The organism is Serratia sp. 201, assembly GCF_037027545.1.
GTDB lineage: Bacteria > Pseudomonadota > Gammaproteobacteria > Enterobacterales > Enterobacteriaceae > Serratia > Serratia bockelmannii.
Genome location: NZ_JAXCHC010000007.1, coordinates 100257 through 120203 on the forward strand (window position 1 = coordinate 100257; position 19947 = coordinate 120203).

General features: G+C 59.4%; 17 protein-coding genes and 1 riboswitch. Of the genes, 9 read left to right on the plus strand and 8 right to left on the minus strand.

Translation table 11 applies throughout. The features are described from left to right. Nucleotides 1-4: 4 nt before the first annotated feature. Together ppc and argE are read right to left on the minus strand one after the other, a co-directional pair. The gene (gene ppc, locus WA302_RS24680) at nt 5-2641 is read right to left on the minus strand and encodes a phosphoenolpyruvate carboxylase (RefSeq protein ID WP_025304657.1); all 2637 of its coding nucleotides are present in this window, start codon (nt 2639-2641) and stop codon (nt 5-7) included. A 257-nt stretch (nt 2642-2898) separates the two neighbouring features. After that, nucleotides 2899-4044 (minus strand): acetylornithine deacetylase, encoded by a 1146-nt coding sequence (gene argE, locus WA302_RS24685; protein WP_038630012.1) that lies wholly within the window; start codon nt 4042-4044, stop codon nt 2899-2901. Between the two features lie 216 nt (nt 4045-4260). Between argE and argC the strand changes: the two genes are divergently transcribed. From argC to argH, 4 genes are all read left to right on the plus strand, one after another. Beyond that, the gene (gene argC / locus WA302_RS24690) at nt 4261-5265 is read left to right on the plus strand and encodes an N-acetyl-gamma-glutamyl-phosphate reductase (RefSeq protein WP_025304655.1); all 1005 of its coding nucleotides are present in this window, start codon (nt 4261-4263) and stop codon (nt 5263-5265) included. 20 nt (nt 5266-5285) lie between these two features. Beyond that, nucleotides 5286-6059: an acetylglutamate kinase gene (gene argB, locus WA302_RS24695; RefSeq protein WP_016929723.1), complete on the plus strand. Its 774-nt coding sequence runs from the start codon at nt 5286-5288 to the stop codon at nt 6057-6059. A 25-nt stretch (nt 6060-6084) separates the two neighbouring features. Next, nucleotides 6085-7305, plus strand: coding sequence for an argininosuccinate synthase (locus tag WA302_RS24700; protein ID WP_019452247.1), 1221 nt, complete (start codon nt 6085-6087; stop codon nt 7303-7305). Between the two features lie 69 nt (nt 7306-7374). Continuing rightward, complete coding sequence (gene argH, locus WA302_RS24705; RefSeq protein WP_025304654.1) at nt 7375-8748, plus strand: argininosuccinate lyase; 1374 nt, start codon at nt 7375-7377, stop codon at nt 8746-8748. Between the two features lie 36 nt (nt 8749-8784). On the opposite strand, the gene WA302_RS24710 is transcribed toward argH, so the two are convergent. From WA302_RS24710 to WA302_RS24725, 4 genes are all read right to left on the minus strand, one after another. Beyond that, a complete protein-coding gene (locus WA302_RS24710; protein ID WP_019452249.1) occupies nt 8785-9111 on the minus strand; it encodes a type II toxin-antitoxin system HicB family antitoxin in 327 nt (108 codons plus the stop codon). Beyond that, nucleotides 9098-9358, minus strand: coding sequence for a hypothetical protein (locus WA302_RS24715; protein WP_025304653.1), 261 nt, complete (start codon nt 9356-9358; stop codon nt 9098-9100). Before WA302_RS24715 ends, WA302_RS24710 begins: the two co-directional genes overlap by 14 nt. 162 nt (nt 9359-9520) lie before the next feature. Beyond that, nucleotides 9521-10969 (minus strand): dihydrolipoyl dehydrogenase, encoded by a 1449-nt coding sequence (locus tag WA302_RS24720; RefSeq protein ID WP_089196355.1) that lies wholly within the window; start codon nt 10967-10969, stop codon nt 9521-9523. Nucleotides 10970-11041: 72 nt separating this feature from the next. Then, nucleotides 11042-11773 carry a glutathione peroxidase gene (locus WA302_RS24725; protein ID WP_015379403.1) on the minus strand — a complete coding sequence of 244 codons (732 nt, stop codon included), beginning with the start codon at nt 11771-11773 and terminating at the stop codon, nt 11042-11044. Between the two features lie 151 nt (nt 11774-11924). Between WA302_RS24725 and oxyR the strand changes: the two genes are divergently transcribed. Further along, the gene (oxyR, locus tag WA302_RS24730) at nt 11925-12842 is read left to right on the plus strand and encodes a DNA-binding transcriptional regulator OxyR (RefSeq protein WP_025304651.1); all 918 of its coding nucleotides are present in this window, start codon (nt 11925-11927) and stop codon (nt 12840-12842) included. On the opposite strand, the gene sthA is transcribed toward oxyR, so the two are convergent. Further along, the gene (sthA, locus tag WA302_RS24735; protein WP_004931047.1) at nt 12825-14222 is read right to left on the minus strand and encodes a Si-specific NAD(P)(+) transhydrogenase; all 1398 of its coding nucleotides are present in this window, start codon (nt 14220-14222) and stop codon (nt 12825-12827) included. The two genes, oxyR and sthA, sit on opposite strands and share 18 nt — an antisense overlap. A 218-nt stretch (nt 14223-14440) precedes the next feature. Between sthA and fabR the strand changes: the two genes are divergently transcribed. Both fabR and WA302_RS24745 read left to right on the plus strand, forming a co-directional pair. Then, nucleotides 14441-15073, plus strand: a complete 633-nt coding sequence (fabR, locus tag WA302_RS24740; RefSeq protein ID WP_004931044.1) for an HTH-type transcriptional repressor FabR — start codon at nt 14441-14443, stop codon at nt 15071-15073. A 15-nt stretch (nt 15074-15088) separates the two neighbouring features. Beyond that, nucleotides 15089-15460: a YijD family membrane protein gene (locus tag WA302_RS24745; RefSeq protein ID WP_025304650.1), complete on the plus strand. Its 372-nt coding sequence runs from the start codon at nt 15089-15091 to the stop codon at nt 15458-15460. A gap of 34 nt (nt 15461-15494) precedes the next feature. On the opposite strand, the gene trmA is transcribed toward WA302_RS24745, so the two are convergent. Further along, nucleotides 15495-16598, minus strand: coding sequence for a tRNA (uridine(54)-C5)-methyltransferase TrmA (gene trmA, locus WA302_RS24750; RefSeq protein ID WP_043140961.1), 1104 nt, complete (start codon nt 16596-16598; stop codon nt 15495-15497). 115 nt (nt 16599-16713) lie between these two features. Then, nucleotides 16714-16933: riboswitch (cobalamin riboswitch) on the plus strand. A 69-nt stretch (nt 16934-17002) separates the two neighbouring features. Here trmA and btuB point away from each other — a divergent pair. Then, entirely contained in the window at nt 17003-18880 is a 1878-nt protein-coding gene (gene btuB, locus WA302_RS24755) for a TonB-dependent vitamin B12 receptor BtuB (RefSeq protein WP_089181443.1), read from the plus strand. Then, nucleotides 18825-19688, plus strand: a complete 864-nt coding sequence (murI, locus tag WA302_RS24760; RefSeq protein WP_025921004.1) for a glutamate racemase — start codon at nt 18825-18827, stop codon at nt 19686-19688. The genes btuB and murI overlap by 56 nt, the downstream gene beginning before the upstream one ends. The last annotated feature ends 259 nt before the right edge of the window (nt 19689-19947 follow it).

The following is a 19947-nucleotide window of genomic DNA, read 5'->3' on the forward strand; positions in this document are numbered from 1 at the left end:
CTCACTAGCCGGTGTTGCGCATCCCGGCGGCGACGCCGGCGATGGTGACCATCAGCGCCTGCTCCACTCGGGCGTCCGGCTGCTCCTGCTGACGCGAACGGTGCAGCAATTCGGCCTGCAAGACGTTCAGCGGGTCGGTGTAAACGTTGCGCAGCGCGATGGATTCAGCGATCCACGGCAGGTCTTCCATCAGGTGCGCATCGTTGGCGATGGTCAGCACCACCTTGATGTCGCTTTCCAGCTGATCGCGCAGCTGTTGACCCAGCGGCCACAGTGCTTTATCCACCAGGCGCTGATCGTAGTATTCCGCCAGCCACAGGTCGGCTTTGGCGAACACCATTTCCAGCATGGCGATACGGGTGGAGAAGAACGGCCAGTCGCGACACATCGCTTCCAGCTCCGCCTGTTTGCCGGCTTTCACCGCTTCCTGCAATCCGGCGCCGGCGCCGAGCCAGGCCGGCAGCATCAGGCGGTTCTGCGTCCAGGCGAAGATCCACGGAATGGCGCGCAGGCTCTCTACGCCGCCGTTCGGCTTGCGCTTGGCCGGGCGTGAACCCAGCGGCAGTTTGCCCAGCTCCAGCTCCGGCGTGGCCGCGCGGAAGTAAGGCACAAAGTCCGGGTTTTCACGCACGTAGCCGCGATACATCCGGCAGGAGGTCTCGGACAGGTCGTCCATCAGCGCCCGCCATTCTTTCTTCGGTTCCGGCGGCGGCAGCAGGTTGGCCTCGAGGATCGCGCCGGCATACAGCGCCAGGCTGCTGATGGTGACTTCCGGCAGGCCGAACTTGAAGCGGATCATCTCGCCCTGTTCGGTGACGCGCAGGCCGCCCTTCAAGCTGCCCGGCGGCTGAGACAGCAGCGCCGCATGCGCCGGTGCGCCGCCGCGGCCGATGGAGCCGCCGCGGCCGTGGAACAGCGTCAGCGCTACGCCGGCCTTTTCACAGGTTTTGATCAGCGCGTCCTGCGCGCGGTACTGCGCCCAGGAAGCGGCCATCACGCCGGCGTCTTTCGCCGAGTCGGAGTAACCGATCATCACCATCTGTTTGCCCTGGATGAAGCCGCGATACCAGTCGATGTTCAGCAACTGGGTCATCACGTCGTCGGCGTTGTTCAGGTCGTCGAGGGTTTCGAACAGCGGGGCGACCGGCAGCGCGAACGGGCAGCCGGCCTCCTTCAGCAGCAGGTGCACCGCCAACACGTCGGAAGGCGTGCGCGCCATCGAAATCACGTAGGCGGCGATCGAACCCTGCGGCGCTTCGGCGATCACCCGGCAGGTTTCCAGCACTTCCTGCGTATCGGCGCTCGGTTGCCATTTCAGCGGCACCAGCGGGCGCTTGGAGTTCAGTTCGCGGATCAGGAACGCCTGCTTATCGGCTTCCGACCAGCTTTCATAATCGCCCAGCCCCAGATAGCGGGTCAGCTCGGCGATGGCTTCGGTATGGCGGGTGCTTTCCTGGCGCACGTCGATACGCACCAGCGGCACGCCGAAGCAGCGCACGCGGCGCAGGGTATCCAGCAGTTGACCATTGGCGATGATGCCCATGCCGCAGGCCTGCAGCGACTGGTAGCAGGCATACAGCGGCTCCCACAGCTGCTCGTTGTTCACCAGCAGGTCGTGCGGTTTCAGCACGCGCTCGCCCTTCAGGCGACCTTCCAGATAGGCCTGGGAGCTCATCAGCTGGCTGCGCAGCTGCTTCATGATTTCGCGGTAAGGCTCCTGCACCTCATCGCCGCCGGCGCGGGCGCGCAGCTCAGGGGTGCACTCGGTCATCGACAGCTCGGAGACCAGTACCTGAATATCGCGGGTGAACAGGTCGCAGGCTTTCCAGCGGCTGAGCAGCAGCACATGGCGGGTAATTTCGGCGGTGACGTTCGGGTTGCCGTCGCGATCGCCGCCCATCCAGGAAGTGAAGCGCACCGGCACCGCTTCTACCGGCAGGCTGTAATCGATGGAGTTTTCCAGCTGTTCGTTGAATTCGCGCAGGAACGCCGGCACGCCTTCCCACAGGCTGTTTTCCACGACGGCAAAACCCCATTTGGCTTCGTCGATCGGAGAAGGGCGGTGTTTGCGAATTTCATCGGTGTGCCACGACTGGGCTACCAGCTGACGCAGGCGGCGCATGATCTTGTTGCGCTCGTAGTCGGCCAGATCGTTGTGATCGAGCTGGCTGAGGCAGGTGTTGACCTCCACCAGCTTGTGGATCAGGGTGCGGCGGGTGATCTCCGTCGGGTGCGCCGTCAGCACCAGTTCGATGGAGAGTTGCGACACCGCGTGCTGCAGCTCTTTGTCGCTGAGCTTTTTGTCTTTGAGGCGGCTGAACAGTTGAGCCAGCGCTTCCGGATTGCTGGCTGCTTCGCCGTTGGGCGAAATGCTGTGGTACTGCTCGGCGACGTTGGTCAGGTTGAGGAACTGGCTGAAGGCGCGCGCCACCGGCAGCAGCTCGTCGTTGGACAGGTTCTGCAGGGTGGAGAGCAGCTCCTGGCGATGCGCTTCGTTGCCGGCGCGTGAGGATTTGGAAAGCTTACGGATGGTCTCAACGCGATCGAGAATATGCTCGCCCAGCGCTTCTTTGATGGTATCGCCGAGCAATTTGCCGAGCATACTGACATTACTGCGCATTGCCGAATATTGTTCGTTCATATAACCCCTGACCCAGTTCTGTATGATTTTTATCTTGTAAATAAATTTCACGCGTCAGGCGCAGACCGCCTGCCTGATCACATCGCGTTCCTGTCCAATCGTCAATTGACACTATTTTTAGCAAAAAAACATCAAAATCGGCGCATTTTCTGAAATTTAATTACGCCTCGTGGGTTATCAGCGTGGCTTATTTCGCTGCCTTCTACTTATTTTGAGTTAGGGGAAGCATAAAGCATTTCCCCTGCTAAATGTCGGGTTTATTGCTGGCAAAAGTGATTGATCAGCTGGCCCAACAGTTTGCGCGTCGGTTCGATAAACGCGGTGTCGATGTATTCGTCCGGCTGGTGGGCCTGATCGATGGAACCGGGGCCGAGCACCAACGTCGGGCAGACCTGCTGAACGAACGGCGCTTCGGTGCAGTAGTTGACCACCTGCGTGCGGGTGCCCAGCAGTTCCTCGATCACTGCCACCATGCGGTGGTCGGTCGGGCATTCGTAGCCCGGTACCGACGCGTGCAGCTCTTCGATGGTCAGGCGGCCCGGCCAGCGTTGGCTCACCGGCTCCAATGCCTGATGCATCAGTTCGTTGATGTTGTCGAGCGTCATGCCGGGCAGCGGGCGGATATCCAGGTGCAGCTCGCAGCAGGCGCAGATACGGTTGGCCGCGTCGCCGCCGCTGATATGGCCGAAGTTCATGGTGGGATAAGGCACGGCGAACGCCGGGTTGTTGTAGCGCTCCTGCAGGGTTTTGCGCAGCTCCATCAGGCGGCCGATGGACTCGTGCATCAGATCGATGGCGTTGACGCCGCGCGCCGGATCGCTGGAGTGACCGGACTGGCCGACGATGCGAATGGCGTTGGCCATGTGGCCCTTGTGCGCGCGCACCGGCTGCAGCGAGGTCGGCTCACCGATGATGGCGAAATCTGGACGAATGGCGGTAGAGGCGGCGAAGTAACGCGCGCCGGCCATCGTCGTTTCTTCATCCGCGGTGGCTAAAATGTACAGCGGCTTGGTCAATTTGCTCGCGTCGATATCGCGCACCGCATCCAGAATAAAGGCGAAGAAGCCTTTCATGTCGGCGGTGCCTAGCCCGTAGAGCTTGTTGTCGTGCTCGGTCAGGGTGAAGGGATCGCGCGTCCAGCGGCCTTCGTCGTAAGGCACCGTATCGGTGTGGCCGGCCAGCAGCAGGCCGCCGCTGCCTTCGCCGATGCTGGCCAGCAGGTTGAATTTGTGGCGCGACTCCGGCACCGGCTGTACGTCGACGCGAAAGCCCAGGTCGGCAAACCATCCGGCCAGCAAGTTGATTAACGCCTCATTGCTCTGATCGAGGCCGGCATCGGTGGCGCTGATTGACGGAGTGGCGATCAACGCCCGGTACAGCTCAATAAATGGAGGTAATTTCATCTTCACTGTTGACAGCCTTTGGTTAGGATAGTATCAATATTCATGCATTTATTTTGAATAAAAATACAGTAAGCCGACGCGTAAGGGAACCCGATACCCGGATGTTTATAAAAGCATCAACGCCTGGCTCCGTGGGTGAACGGCGCAACAACGCTGGCTAGCCCTGTTACCTGGGTCGCAAGCGACCGCACGTCAGTTTAGAAGGTGAAAGGCCACATGTTGAATACGCTGATCGTTGGTGCCAGCGGTTACGCCGGAGCGGAGCTCACGGCTTACCTGAATCGCCACCCACACATGAACATAACCGCTTTAGCGGTTTCAGCGCAAAGTGCAGATGCAGGAAAGTTGCTTTCCGATCTCCATCCCCAGTTGAAAGGCATCGTCGATCTGCCGCTGCAACCGTTGACCGACGTTGCCAAGGCGGCGCAGGGCATCGACGTGGTGTTCCTCGCCACCGCCCATGAAGTCAGCCACGATATCGCACCGGCCTTCCTGGCGGCGGGCTGCGTGGTGTTCGATCTGTCCGGCGCCTTCCGCGTGCAGGACGCCGGTTTTTATAGCCAGTACTACGGTTTCGAGCATCAGCATGGCGCCCTGCTGGAGCAGGCGGTGTATGGCCTGGCGGAGTGGCAGAGCGACAAGATCAAACAGGCGCAGCTGATCGCGGTGCCGGGCTGTTACCCGACGGCGGCGCAGCTGGCGCTGAAACCGTTAATCGAAAAACAGCTGCTGAATCTGGATCAGTGGCCGGTGATCAACGCCACCAGCGGCGTTAGCGGCGCCGGTCGCAAGGCCAGCATGACCACCAGCTTCTGCGAAGTGAGCCTGCAGCCGTACGGTATCTTCACTCACCGGCACCAGCCGGAGATCGCCGCGCACCTGGGCGTGCCGGTTATCTTTACGCCGCACCTGGGCAACTTCCCGCGCGGCATCCTTGAAACCATCACCTGCCGCCTGAAAGCCGGCGTGACCGCGCAGGACGTCGCGGCCGCCTATCATGCCGCCTATGACGACAAGCCGCTGGTGCGGTTGTACGACCAGGGCGTGCCGGCGCTGAAAGCGGTGGTGGGGTTGCCGTTCTGCGATATCGGTTTTGCGGTGCAGGGCGAGCATCTGATCGCCGTCGCGGTGGAAGACAACCTGCTGAAAGGCGCGGCGGCGCAGGCGGTGCAATGCCTGAATATCCGTTTCGGCTTCCCGGAAACCCAGTCACTCCTTTAAACCAGCGTGAGTAAACAGCAATGAACCCGTTAATTATCAAGTTAGGTGGCGTGTTATTAGACAGTGAAGAAGCGCTGGAGCGTCTGTTTACCGCGCTGGACAGCTACCGCCAGCAGCATCAGCGTCCGCTGGTGATCGTGCACGGCGGCGGCTGCGTGGTGGACGAACTGATGAAGCAGCTCGCTTTGCCGGTGGTGAAAAAGAACGGACTGCGGGTCACGCCGGCCGATCAGATCGACATCATCACCGGCGCGCTGGCCGGCACCGCCAACAAAACGCTGCTGGCGTGGGCGATTAAACATCAAATCAACGCCGTCGGCCTGAGCCTGGCGGACGGCGGCAGCGCGGTCGTGACCCCGCTCGATCCGGCATTGGGCCACGTCGGCAACGCGCAGCCCGGTTCGCCCGCGCTGCTCAATACCCTGCTGGGCGCCGGCTACCTGCCGGTTATCAGCTCCATCGGCATCACCGCCGAAGGGCAGTTAATGAACGTGAACGCCGATCAGGCGGCGACGGCGCTGGCGGCGACGCTGGGGGCGGACCTGATCCTGCTGTCGGACGTCAGCGGCATCCTCGACGGCAAGGGGCAACGCATTGCGGAAATGACGGCGCAAAAAGCGGAACAACTGATCGCGCAAGGCATCATCACCGATGGTATGGTGGTGAAGGTGAATGCGGCGCTCGACGCCGCCCGCACCCTCGGCCGCCCGGTGGATATCGCCAGCTGGCGCCATGCCGATCAGCTTCCTGCTTTGTTTAACGGCGTGTCGATTGGCACCCGGATCCTCGCTTAATTTTAGAATTAGAAAGGAATAGATCATGCAAAACCAAGGCATCAAAAAAATCGTTCTGGCGTACTCCGGCGGCCTGGATACCTCGGCCATCATTCCATGGCTGAAAGAGAACTACGGCGGCTGTGAAGTGGTGGCGTTCGTGGCGGACATCGGCCAGGAGCGCAGCGATCTGGAAGGCGTGGAGCAAAAAGCCCTGCAGTCCGGTGCCTCTGAATGTCACGTGGTCGATCTGCGTGAAGAATTTATCCGCGATTACGTTTATCCGGTGCTGCAGACCGGCGCCCTGTACGAGGGCAGCTACCTGCTGGGTACCTCGATGGCGCGGCCGATCATCGCCAAGGCGCAGGTCGAGCTGGCGTTGAAAGTGGGCGCCGATGCGCTGTGCCACGGCGCGACCGGCAAAGGCAACGACCAGGTGCGTTTCGAGACCACCTACACCGCGCTGGCGCCGCAGCTGAAAGTGGTGGCGCCGTGGCGCGAGTGGAACCTGCGTTCCCGTGAAGCGCTGCTGGATTACCTGAAAGAGCGCAACATCCCGACCACCGCGTCGCTGGAAAAAATCTATAGCCGCGATGAGAACGCCTGGCACATCTCCACCGAAGGCGGCGTGCTGGAAAGCCCGTGGAATGCGCCGAACAAAGATTGTTGGGTATGGACCGTCGATCCGCAGGAAGCGCCGGATCAGCCTGAGCAGGTGACCGTCACCGTTGAGAAAGGCCGCGTCGTGGCGGTTAACGGGAAAGCGCTGTCGCCGTACCAGTGCCTGGAAACCTTGAACGCGCTGGGCGCCAAACACGGCGTCGGCCGGATCGACATCGTGGAAAACCGCCTGGTGGGCATCAAATCCCGCGGCTGTTATGAAACCCCAGGGGGCACCATCATGGTGGCGGCGCTGCGCGCCGTCGAGCAGCTGGTGCTGGATCGCGACAGCTTCAAATGGCGCGAGCAGCTGGGCCTGGAGATGTCCTATGTGGTGTACGACGGCCGTTGGTTCGCGCCGCTGCGCCGCTCGCTGCAGGCCTCTGCCGAAGCATTGGCTGAAGAGGTGAACGGCGAAGTCGTGCTGCAGCTGTACAAAGGTCAGGTGACGGCGACCCAGAAAAAATCCGCCAACAGCCTGTACTCCGAAGAGTTCGCCACCTTCGGCGAAGACGAAGTTTACGATCACAGCCACGCGGGCGGCTTTATCCGCCTGTTCTCTCTGTCTTCACGCATCCGCGCGTTGAACGAGAAAAAGAATAAATAACCGATTGGCGTGACTCTGCAAGGGCGCAGCATGCTGCGCCCTTTCGCATAAAAATTCAGGAGTAAAGGTATGGCACTTTGGGGCGGACGGTTCACTCAGGCGGCGGATCAGCGGTTCAAGCAACTCAATGATTCGCTGCGGTTCGATTATCGCCTGGCGGAGCAGGATATCGTGGGCTCGGTGGCCTGGTCGAAGGCGCTGGTGACCGTTAACGTGTTGACGGCAACGGAGCAACAGCAGCTGGAGCAGGCGCTGAATGCCTTGCTGGCGGAAGTCCAGGCCGATCCTTTGGCGATCGTCCAAAGCGATGCCGAAGACATCCACAGCTGGGTGGAGCAGAAGCTGATCGAGAAGGTCGGCGATTTGGGCAAGAAGCTGCACACCGGCCGCAGCCGCAACGATCAGGTCGCGACCGATCTGAAGCTGTGGTGCAAACAGCAGATCGGCGATCTGCATCAGGCGATCGTCCAGCTGCAGCAGGCGCTGGTGGAGACCGCCGAAGCCAATCAGGATGCGGTGATGCCGGGGTATACCCACCTGCAACGCGCGCAGCCGGTGACTTTCGCGCACTGGTGCCTGGCCTATGTCGAGATGCTGGCGCGCGATGAGAGCCGACTGCAGGATACCCTGAAACGGCTGGACGTCAGCCCGCTGGGCAGCGGCGCGCTGGCCGGCACTGCGTATCCTATCGATCGCGAGCAACTGGCCGGCTGGCTGGGCTTTGCCTCGGCGACCCGCAACAGCCTGGACAGCGTATCCGATCGCGATCACGTGCTGGAGCTGCTGTCCAACGCCGCCATCAGCATGGTGCATCTGTCGCGCTTCGCCGAAGATCTGATCTTCTTCAACAGCGGCGAGGCGGCGTTTGTCGAGCTGTCTGACCGCGTGACCTCCGGCTCTTCGCTGATGCCGCAGAAGAAAAACCCGGACGCGCTGGAGCTGATCCGCGGCAAGTGCGGCCGCGTACAGGGCGCGCTGACCGGCATGATGATGACGCTGAAAGGCCTGCCGCTGGCGTACAACAAAGACATGCAGGAAGACAAAGAAGGGCTGTTCGACGCGCTCGACACCTGGATGGACTGCCTGCAGATGGCGGCGCTGGTGCTGGACGGCATTCAGGTGAAGCGCCCGCGCTGTCAGGAAGCGGCGGAGCAGGGCTATGCCAACGCCACCGAGCTGGCGGATTACCTGGTCGCCAAGGGCGTGCCGTTCCGCGAAGCGCACCATATCGTCGGTGAGGCGGTGGTAGAGGCGATTCGCCAGGGCAAACCGCTGGAAGCGCTGCCGCTGGCGGATTTGCAGCAGTTCAGCGCGACGATTGGCGACGACGTCTATCCGATCCTGGCGTTGCAATCTTGCCTGGACAAACGTGCGGCCAAAGGCGGCGTCGCGCCGCAGCAGGTGGCCGCGGCAATCGCCGCAGCGAAACAGCGTTTAGCTTGAGGACGATAAGGGCGGCCTGGTGCCGCCCTTGCACCTCTACCCCGCCAGGCGTGCGCACAGATAACGGTTCAGGCTCACGCCTTCCTCCATCGCGCCGATCGCCAGCCGGCGATGCTGTTCCGGCGTCATGCGTAACACCAGTTTTCCGCTGAAGTTCTTTTCCGCCAGCGCCTGCGGCGGCGTTTCACCTTGCGCCAGCATGTCGGCGATCGTTTCGCTCACGACTTTTTCGATACCCTCCAGTGCGCCGGTACGCGTGGCGGCCAGCCAGGACAGCGAGGGGAATTCGGCGCACAGCCCGACATATTCACGATCTTCCGCTGACCAGGTGATGCGATAGGTATAGTGTTCATGCTTTTCCATGTTCTTCCTCCATTCTGGCCAGTGCGGCGATGACCTGCTTAACCTGATATGCCTTGGCCGCGCCGTTGTTGCCGCGTTGGATATTGATGCGCGGATCGCCTGGCCAGGGCATGCGATAAACGTGATGGCTGCTACCGTTTATGCGCGGCGGCCCAAACCATCGCACGCAGACTTTCGCTAACTCGGCGAATTTGATGCTGTTCTGCCGCTGTTGCAAATCAGCGATGTCATCCCTGATCTCGTTCATGCCGCCTCCATTTTAGTATCGTTATTGGTATCACTTCAATGCCAAAGCATAAAAAATGAGCGCGGGCGGGCCGTGAGGCAAGCGGAGGGAGGAAATTGTGGAAAGTGCTGCGCAAAAAAACCGGGCCTGAAGGCCCGGTGGATATAAACGGAGAATAAGAGGTTACTCACCCGGACAGCGCTGGCAGCGCTCGATTTCGGCCGTGCCGAGTTTGAGCTTCGCCTGCAGATCGCGCAGCGCGGTGCGCAAGCCTTCTTCGATCACCGGATGATAGAACGGCATGTCCAGCATCTGATCGACGGTCATCTGCTGTTGGTGCGCCCAGGCTAACAGGTGCGCAATGTGTTCGGCGTCGGGGCCGATCATTTCCGCGCCGAGGAAACGGCCGGTGCCTTGCTCGCCGTAGACGTGCAAAATGCCCTTATTGCGCAGCATCACCCGCGAGCGGCCCTGATTCTCAAACGAGACTTTGCCCACTTCAAAGCAGCCGCAGGCGCTGAACTTCTCGCTCAGCTCGCGGAAAGTCGAGCCGACCATGGCGATCTGCGGATCGGAGAACACCACCGAAATCGCGCTGCGGCGCAGACCTGGATTGATCTCCGGGAAGCTGCCGGCGTTGGCGCCGGCGATGCGCGCCTGATCGCTGGCCTCGTGCAACAGCGGCAGCTGGTTGCTGGCGTCGCCGGCGATAAAGATATGCGGCACGCTGGTTTGCATCGTCAGGCGGTCGGCCAGCGGCACGCCTCGAGCGTCGAGCTGCAGGTCGGTGTTTTCGAGACCCAGCCGATCGACGTTGGGGCGGCGGCCGGTGGCGGCCAGCACGTAGTCCACCAGGATCTCCTGCGACTGGCCCTGCAGATCCTGATAGCGGATAAATACGCGGTCGCCTTCGCGCTGCATCATCTCCACTTTCACGTCGGCGTCGAGGTAGAACTCTTCTCCCAGCGTTTTGGCGGCGTAATCGCGCACGGCGCTGTCGGTCAGCGGCCCGACGGCGCCGCCGATGCCGAAGACCTTGGTGTCGACGCCGAGGCGGTGCAGCGCTTGCCCCAGCTCCAGCCCGATGACGCCGGGGCCGAATACCGCCACGGACTGCGGCAAGTCATCCCAGTTGAACAGATCGTCGTTGACGATCAGGCGATCGCCCAGTTCGTTCCACGGCGCCGGCCAGCTGGGGCGAGAGCCGGTGGCGATCACGATGCGCTGCGCCACGATGCGCGTATGGTCATCGACCTGCAGCGTGTTGTCGTCGATAAAGCGGGCATAGCCCTGAATTTTGTCGGCGGCCGGGATCTCGTCCACGCCTTCCAGCACGAAGCCGACGAAACGATCGCGTTCGCGTTTGACGCGCGCCATCACCTCGCGTCCGTCGATACGCGTTTTGCCGGTTGGGTGCACGCCAAAGCCCGGCGCACGTTCGATTTGATGCACCGCTTCGGCGGCGGCGATCAATAATTTGGATGGCATGCAGCCAACGCGCGCACAGGTGGTGCCGTAAGGCCCGCCTTCAATCATCACCACGCTGGGGGTAGACAGTTTGGCCGCGCGATAGGCGCCGAGCCCTGCGGTGCCGCCGCCGATGACCGCAACATCAACGTTCAACAGTTTCATATCCGCTCCTGAAAGGTAAAAAAAGGGCGGGCCGTAGCCCGCCAAAGTTCACGTTGGCTTTGTTATTACTTATTAAGCTGACAGGAAAGTTTCCAGATCGTCGCTGCCGCCAATGTGACGGCCGCCGATGAATACCTGCGGCACCGTGGCGCGGCCGCTGACGGCGCGCAGGCTGACGGTGGTGGCGTCTTTGCCCAGGACGATCTCTTCATACTGAATGCCGCGCTCTTGCAGCATCTGTTTGGCTTTGGCGCAGAATGGGCAACCCGGTTTGGTGAACAGGGAGACCGATTCCTGCACTTTGAATTCCGGCGCCAGGTATTTCAGCATGGTGTCGGCGTCGGACACTTCAAACGGGTCGCCCGGCTTGTTCGGCTCGACGAACATTTTCTCGACCACGCCGTTGCGCACCAGCATCGAGTAGCGCCATGAACGAGGGCCAAAGCCCAGGTCCGCTTTCTCGACCAGCATGTTCATGCCTTTGGTGAATTCACCGTTGCCGTCCGGCACGAAGGTGATGTTTTCCGCATGTTGGTCGGCTTTCCAGGCGTTCATCACGAAGGTGTCGTTCACGGAGACGCAAAGAATGCTGTCGACGCCGTGCTGCTTGAATACGCTGGACAGTTCGTTGTAGCGCGGCAGGTGGCTCGAAGAACAGGTCGGCGTGAACGCGCCCGGCAGCGAGAAAACAATGACGGTTTTGTTTTTGAACAGGTCATCAGTGGTCACATCAATCCATTGGTCGCCCTGACGGGTGTGGAAAGTAACCTGAGGAACTTTCTTGCCTTCTTGACTGGTAAACATTGATTAACCCCTTAATTAGGAAAAGTAATTTTTAGCATTTAGCGCGATCTCGCTTCGTTGGGACACATTATTGTCGCTGGGACTTGATAGATCTAATCGCTCATTGCTATCTTATCTATCGCCATGAGCTATCATGGAATGGAGGGAAACAATGAATATTCGTGATTTAGAGTATCTGGTCGCCTTGGCCGAGCACCGGCACTTCCGCCGCGCGGCCGATTCATGCCATGTAAGCCAACCCACGCTGAGCGGGCAGATCCGCAAGCTGGAAGACGAGTTGGGCGTCATGCTGCTCGAACGCACCAGCCGCAAGGTGCTGTTCACCCAGGCGGGTCTGTTGCTGGTGGAGCAGGCGCGCACCGTGCTGCGAGAAGTGAAAGTATTGAAGGAGATGGCCAGCCAGCAGGGCGAGGCCATGTCCGGGCCGCTGCACATCGGTCTGATCCCGACCGTGGGGCCTTATCTGCTGCCGCAGATCATCCCGACGCTGCACAAAACCTTCCCGAAACTGGAAATGTACCTGCACGAAGCGCAAACCCACCAACTGCTGGCGCAACTCGACAGCGGCAAGCTGGACTGCGCCATTCTGGCGCTGGTGAAGGAAACCGAGGCGTTTATCGAAGTGCCTCTGTTCGATGAACCGATGAAGCTGGCGGTGTATTCCGATCACCCGTGGGCGCAGCGCGAGCGCGTGGCGATGCCGGATTTGGCGGGAGAAAAGCTGCTGATGCTGGAAGATGGCCACTGCCTGCGCGATCAGGCGATGGGCTTCTGCTTCCAGGCGGGCGCGGACGAGGATACCCACTTCCGCGCCACCAGTCTGGAAACGCTGCGCAATATGGTCGCGGCCGGCAGCGGCATTACCCTGCTGCCGTCCCTGGCGGTGCCGCCGCAGCGCGAGCGCGATGGCGTCTGCTATCTGGATTGCTACAAGCCGGAGCCGAAGCGCACCATCGCGTTGGTGTATCGCCCCGGTTCCCCACTGCGCAGCCGTTATGAGCAGTTGGCCGAAGCGATCCGCGAGCACATGCAGGGCTACATCGACAACGCGTTAAAACAGGCGGTTTAAGCCGTTAAGCGCTGCCACCCGGTAGGCTTCGGCCATGGTCGGATAGTTGAAGGTCGTATTAACGAAATACTCGATAGTATTGCCTTCACCTTTCTGTTCCATGATCGCCTGACCGATGTGGATGATCTCCGCCGCACGTTCGCCGAAGCAGTGGATCCCGAGGATCTGCAGGGTGTCGCGATGGAACAGGATCTTCAGGCTGCCGACGTTCATCCCGGCGATCTGCGCACGCGCCAGATGTTTGAACTGGGCGCGGCCCACTTCATACGGCACCTTCATCGCCGTCAGTTCCTGCTCGGTTTTGCCGACGGAGCTGATTTCCGGAATGGTGTAGATGCCGGTCGGGATATCTTCGATTAAGTGACCGCTGGCTTCACCGGAGGCGATCGCCTGCGCGGCGATGCGGCCCTGATCGTAGGCGGCGGAAGCCAGACTCGGATAGCCGATGACGTCACCGACCGCATAAATGTGCGACAGCGCGGTTTGATACATGCTGTTCACTTTCAGCAGCCCGCGGCTGTCCGACTCCAGGCCGACGTTCTCCAACCCTAACGAATCGGTGTTACCGGTACGGCCGTTGGCGTACAGCAGGCAGTCCGCTTTCACCTTCTTGCCGGACTTCAGGTGCACGATCACGCCGTCTTCGGTGCCTTCGATCTTCTCGAACTCTTCGTTGTGGCGGATCACCACCCCGTTGTTCCAGAAGTGGTAAGAGAGCGAATCCGACATTTCCTGATCGAGGAACGCCAGCAGGCGATCGCGGGTGTTGATCAGATCGACCTTGACGTTCAGACCGCGGAAGATAGACGCATATTCACAGCCGATCACCCCGGCGCCGTAAATGATCACGTGGCGCGGCTCATGGCTCAGTTCGAGAATGGAGTCGCTGTCGTAGATGCGTGGGTGATTGAAATCGACGCTGGCCGGATGGTAAGGACGCGAGCCGCAGGCGATCACGATGTGGTCGGCGCGGATGGTGTCCTGGGTACCGTCCATATAGCTGACGCTGACGGTGTTGGCGTCGATGAAGCGCGCGTCACCGGCGAACAGTTTGCACTGATTCCGCTCATAGAACCCTTGGCGCATGCGGGTCTGCTGGCTGATGACGTTATCGGCGTGGCGTAAAATGTCAGGGAAGGTCGCGCTGAGCGTGCGCGAGTTGTTGTAAAGCGGGTTCTGGTTGAATTCGATAATGCGGCTGACGGCGTGGCGGAGGGCTTTGGAAGGGATGGTGCCCCAGTGGGTACATCCGCCGCCTACGTTATTGTACCGTTCGATAACGGCCACGCGGGCGCCTTGTTTCACCAGCCCCATGGCGGCACCTTCACCACCAGGGCCCGAGCCAATCACAATGGCATCAAATTGATAGTGCTGTTGCATGTAGGAGAGACCTGTTTTTTTATACAAGATTACAACGGTATCTTAACATCATAGCGCTGCTCACCCAATCACCATTAGGCTTTTTGAGTCAAAGCACAATCGGCTCAGGGCGGAAGTGTGATAGAGCGCGTTAGTATAAATGCTGTTGCAATAAAATTTGCTATATTGCCGAGTCTAGGGCGTTAGACTGAGAAAATGGAACCTATCCGGATATGCATATGGGCGTCAGAGCACAACAAAAAGAACGGACTCGTCGTTCCCTGATCGAAGCCGCTTTCAGCCAGCTGAGCGCCGAACGCAGCTTCGCCAGCCTGAGCCTGCGGGAAGTTTCACGCGAGGCGGGCATTGCGCCCACGTCGTTTTATCGCCATTTCCGCGATGTGGACGAGCTGGGGCTGACCATGGTGGACGAAAGCGGCCTGATGCTGCGTCAGTTGATGCGCCAGGCGCGCCAACGCATCGCCAAGGGCGGCAGCGTAATCCGCACCTCGGTGTCCACCTTTATGGAATTTATCGGCAACAACCCGAACGCCTTCCGCCTGCTGCTGCGTGAGCGCTCCGGCACGTCGGCGGCATTCCGTGCGGCAGTGGCGCGCGAGATCCAGCATTTCATCGCTGAACTGGCGGACTACCTCGAATTGGAAAACCACATGCCGCGCAGTTTTACCGAAGCGCAGGCGGAAGCGATGGTCACCATCGTGTTCAGCGCCGGCGCGGAAGCGCTGGATATCGACGTCGAGCAGCGGCAGCAGCTGGAAGAACGGCTGGTGCTGCAGCTACGGATGATCTCCAAAGGGGCGTATTACTGGTATCGTCGCGAACAAGAAAAAGCTTCTGTGTCCCACGTATAAAAAAGGTAAAAAATGATGGAAAAACCAGGCCGTGAAAATGGCACCTTACTGCTGGCGTTAATTGCCGGCCTTTCGATCAACGGTTCCTTTGCCGCGCTGTTCAGCTCGGTGGTGCCGTTTTCGATCTTCCCGCTGATCGCGTTGGTGCTGGCGGTGTACTGCCTGCATCAGCGTTACCTGAACCGCGCCATGCCGGACGGCATGCCGAAGCTGGCGGCGGCCTGTTTCCTGCTGGGGCTGCTGCTGTACAGCGCCATCGTGCGCGCCGAATATCCGCAGATCGGCTCCAACTTCCTGCCGTCGGTGATCTGCGTGGCGCTGGTGCTGTGGATCGGGATGAAACTGAAGGCGCGCAAGGCGCCGGATGCGCCGACTCAAGAATCGTAATGAAACGGGGCGCCATCATGGCGCCCCTGTCGTATCAGCGATGCTTTTCCAGCAACACACCGCATTCCATGTGATGGGTATACGGGAACTGATCGAACAGCGCCAGGCGGCTGACCCGGTGGGTGGCCTGCAGCGTTTCCAGGTTGGCGCACAGCGTTTCCGGGTTGCATGAGATATAGAGAATGCGCGGGTAGGCCTGCACCATCTTCACCGTTTCCTCGTCCAGCCCGCTGCGCGGCGGATCGACGAAAATCGTCTCGCAGTTGTAACCACTCAGATCGATGCCTTTCAACCGGTTGAATTCGCGTACTCCGTTCATCGCCTGAGTGAAGTCTTCTGCCGCCATGCGGATGATTTGCACATTGTCGATATGGTTGGCGGCGATGTTGTACTGCGCCGCCGCCACCGACGGCTTGGCGATCTCGGTCGCCAGCACGCGCTCGAAATTGCGCGCCAGCGCCAGCGAGAAGTTGCCATTGCCACAGTACAGCTCCAGCAAATCGCCTTTGGAACCGGCGGTGACCGCCAACGCCCACTCCAGCATCTGCACGTTCATGGCCGCATTGGGCTGAGTGAAGCTGTTTTCCACCTGACGATAGATCATGTCGCGGCCGGCGACCGGCAGCACTTCGTCAACATAATCCTGGTCGAGCATGATCTTGGTCTTCGACGCCCGGCCGATCAGCTGCAGGTCGAAACCCTGAGCGCGCAGATCGTCACGCAACTGCTCGGCGCGCCGTTGCCAAACGTCATCCAGCTTGCGGTGGTACAGCAGCGAGGCGATGATTTTGCCGCTTTGCGTCGACAGATAATCGATCTGGAACAGCTTGTGACGCAGGATCGGTTCCGGTTTCAGCGCGGCGATCAGGGCGGTCATCAGGCGGTTGATCAGCTCGCTGGCCGCCGGGAACTGGTCGACGCGAATACGCTGCTTGGTCTGCTGATCGAACATGATGTGATACATGTCGTCCGCGTCGTGCCAGATGCGGAATTCGGCGCGCATGCGGTAGTGGTCGACTGGCGAGCGGAACACTTCCGGCTCGGGCGCCGCGAACGGTGACATCAACGTCTTCAGGCGGGCGACTTTCTCCGCCAGTTGGTCATCGTAACGTTCAATAGGCAAATTCTCGGGCGTCATGTGTGTCTTCTCGTCAGGCAAATTTGATCAGCGGGGATTGTAGGGAATCAGCCCGTGAAGTCCAGTTTTGTCGCGTTTATTATTTGTAACATTAGTAGCAGTCTAGACATCTATTTTCATTGATCGTAGCATTGCCGTCCGGCCTCAAGCAGCGAGTGAAAAGGGAATCCGGTGTGAATCCGGAGCTGACGCGCAGCGGTAAGGGGAAGTCACGGCGATAGCGTTTCGACGCAGACACTGTCCACTGCAGGATGGGAAGTCATCGCCCGTTGCTGGTCGCGCCCCGCGGCCCGCAAATCCCAAGCCCGAAGACCTGCCGGTGTTACGTCGCAATGTCCGTGGCCGTCGCGAACTACCGGCCATGATCCTGCGGCATCCGCCAATTAAGTTTGGATGCTTTTCTCATGACAATTACAAAAAATATGCTGCTGGCGGTGGTCTCCTCCGTCACGGCTTTTTCTGGATGGGCGCAAGACAACACCACAGCCAAGAATGGCGATAACCTGGTGGTGACCGCCAACCGTTTCCCGCAGCCGGTTTCTTCTGTGCTGGCACCGACTTCCATCGTCACCCGTAACGATATCGATCGCTGGCAGGCCAAAAGCCTGACCGACGTGATGCGCCGTTTGCCGGGCGTGGACGTTGGCCAAAACGGTGGATTGGGACAAAAGAGCTCGCTGTTTATTCGCGGCACCAACTCCAGCCATGTGCTGGTGCTAATTGACGGCATTCGCCTTAATCAGGCGGGCGTCAGCGGTTCTTCCGATCTCAGCCAAATCCCGATTTCGCTGGTGCAGAAAGTCGAATACATTCGCGGCCCGCGCTCGGCGGTGTACGGCTCCGATGCCATCGGCGGCGTGGTCAACATTATTACCACCCGCGAAAAGAACGGCACGACGCTCTCAGCCGGCGTCGGCTCCAACGGCTATCAATCCTATGACGCGTCGACCCAACAACAACTGGGTGACAGCACCGTGGCGACGGTGGCGGGGAATTACACCTATACCAAAGGGTATGACGTGGTGGCTGAAGGTAATACCAGTATTCCTCAGCCCGATCGCGACGGCTTTATGAGCAAATTGCTCTACGGCGCATTGCAGCACCAATTTAACGAGCAAATCAGCGGTTTTGTGCGTGGTTATGGTTACGATAATCGTACAGGCTACGATGGATTCTATTCTTACGATAAAGACTTCAATATTACCGGTCTGCCCGATACCCGTAAGCTGTACAGCCAAACATGGGACACGGGGTTGCGCTATCAGGAAGGGATTTACGCCACGCAGCTAGTGGGGAGTTACAGCCACAGCAAAGACTACAATTACGATCCGCGCAAAGGCCAGTATGCGATCTCCTCCAGTTTGGATGATTCGGAACAGTACAATCTGCAGTGGGGCAACACGTTCAAGGTTGCCCAAGGCACCATTAGTGCGGGCGCAGATTGGCAGGATCAACAAATCAAACCGGGTACCGCGTCCGTCAGCAGCGAGAGAAGCCAGCGCAATACTGGCATCTATCTGACTGGGCAACAGTTGGTGGGACCGGTGACGCTGGAGGCTGCTGCGCGTGGCGACGACAACTCGGAGTTCGGTTGGCACGGCACCTGGCAAACCAGTGCAGCCTGGGAATTCATCGAGGGGTATCGTTTCATTGCCTCTTACGGTACCGCGTTCAAAGCGCCAAACATGAACCAGTTGTTTAGTACCACTTACGGCAACAATAATTTGAAACCGGAAGAAAGCAAGCAATGGGAAGGCGGTTTTGAAGGCTTGACCGGGCCTGTGACCTGGCGTATTTCCGGTTATCGCAATGACATTGATAATCTTATCGACAGCGATCCGGTGAGTTACCGCTATTATAATATCGGTAAGGCGACCATTAAAGGTGTAGAGGCCACGGCTTCTTTTGAAACCGGCCCGCTGACGCATCAGATTGGTTACGATTATGTCGACCCGCGCAATGCTAAAACCAACGAAGTGCTGCTGCGCCGCGCTAAACAGCAGGTGAAATACGAGCTGGATTGGCAACTGTACGACTTTGATTGGGCAGTAACCTATCAATACCTGGGTGAGCGCTACGACAAGGATTATGGCGTTTATCCTAGCCCGACGGTTAAACTCGGCGGCGTGAGCCTGTGGGATCTCGCAGTTTCGTATCCGGTCACATCTCATCTGACAGTTCGTGGTAGAATTGCCAACCTGTTTGATAAAGATTATGAGACGGCCTATGGCTACGCTACTCCAGGAAGAGAATACTACCTCACTGGAAGCTATACCTTCTAACAGCACCGCCACACCTCGCCCGACGGTGCTGGTTTTCGATTCCGGCGTCGGCGGGCTGTCGGTGTATCAGGAGATTCGGCAGTTGCTGCCGGATCTCCACTATATATACGCGTTCGACAACGTGGCGTTCCCCTACGGCGAGAAGTCCGAAGAGTTTATCGTTGAGCGCGTGCTGGAGATTGTCGGCGCGGTACAGCAACGTCATCCTCTGGCGATTGTCGTCATCGCCTGCAACACCGCTAGCACGGTCTCCTTGCCGGCTCTGCGCGAGCGTTTCAGTTTCCCTGTCGTGGGCGTGGTGCCCGCCATCAAACCGGCGGCCCGCCTTACCGTTAACGGCATTGTCGGCCTGTTGGCGACCCGCGGCACCGTACAGCGCAGCTATACCCATGAGCTGATTTCCCGTTTCGCCACCGACTGCAAGATTGAATTGCTGGGCTCTTCAGAACTGGTGGAGCTGGCGGAAGCCAAGCTGCATGGCGAAGCCGTGCCGCTACCGGTGCTGAAGAAGATCCTGCATCCGTGGCTGAGCATGCGCGAGCCGCCGGATACCGTCGTGCTGGGCTGCACCCATTTCCCTCTATTAGCTGAAGAGCTGATGCAAGTGTTGCCGGAAGGCACCCGATTGGTGGATTCCGGCGCGGCGATTGCCCGTCGCACCGCCTGGCTCATCTCTACGCAGGAAAACCTGGTCTCGAGCCAGGAAGAGAATCTGGCGTATTGCATGGCGTTAAATGAAGATACTGACGCTTTATTGCCCGTTTTGCAGGGCTATGGCTTTAAATCGTTGAAAAAACTGCCGCTTTAACGGTGTTTTGGTTAAACATTCAACGGTCGGAAAAAATATTGAAAATAGGGGTTGCGGCCTGCCGAGAACTCCCTATAATGCGCCTCCACTGACCGGGAACAACGACTGACAAGCCGCCGGGTCAGCGAGAAGAAAGCGAAATAAACGCTTGACTCTCCGGGTGAAAAGCGTAATATACGCAGCCCGCGCCGATGAGTTTCTCGGCACTGCTCTTTAACAATTTATCAGACAATCTGTGTGGGCACTCCACAAGACGATA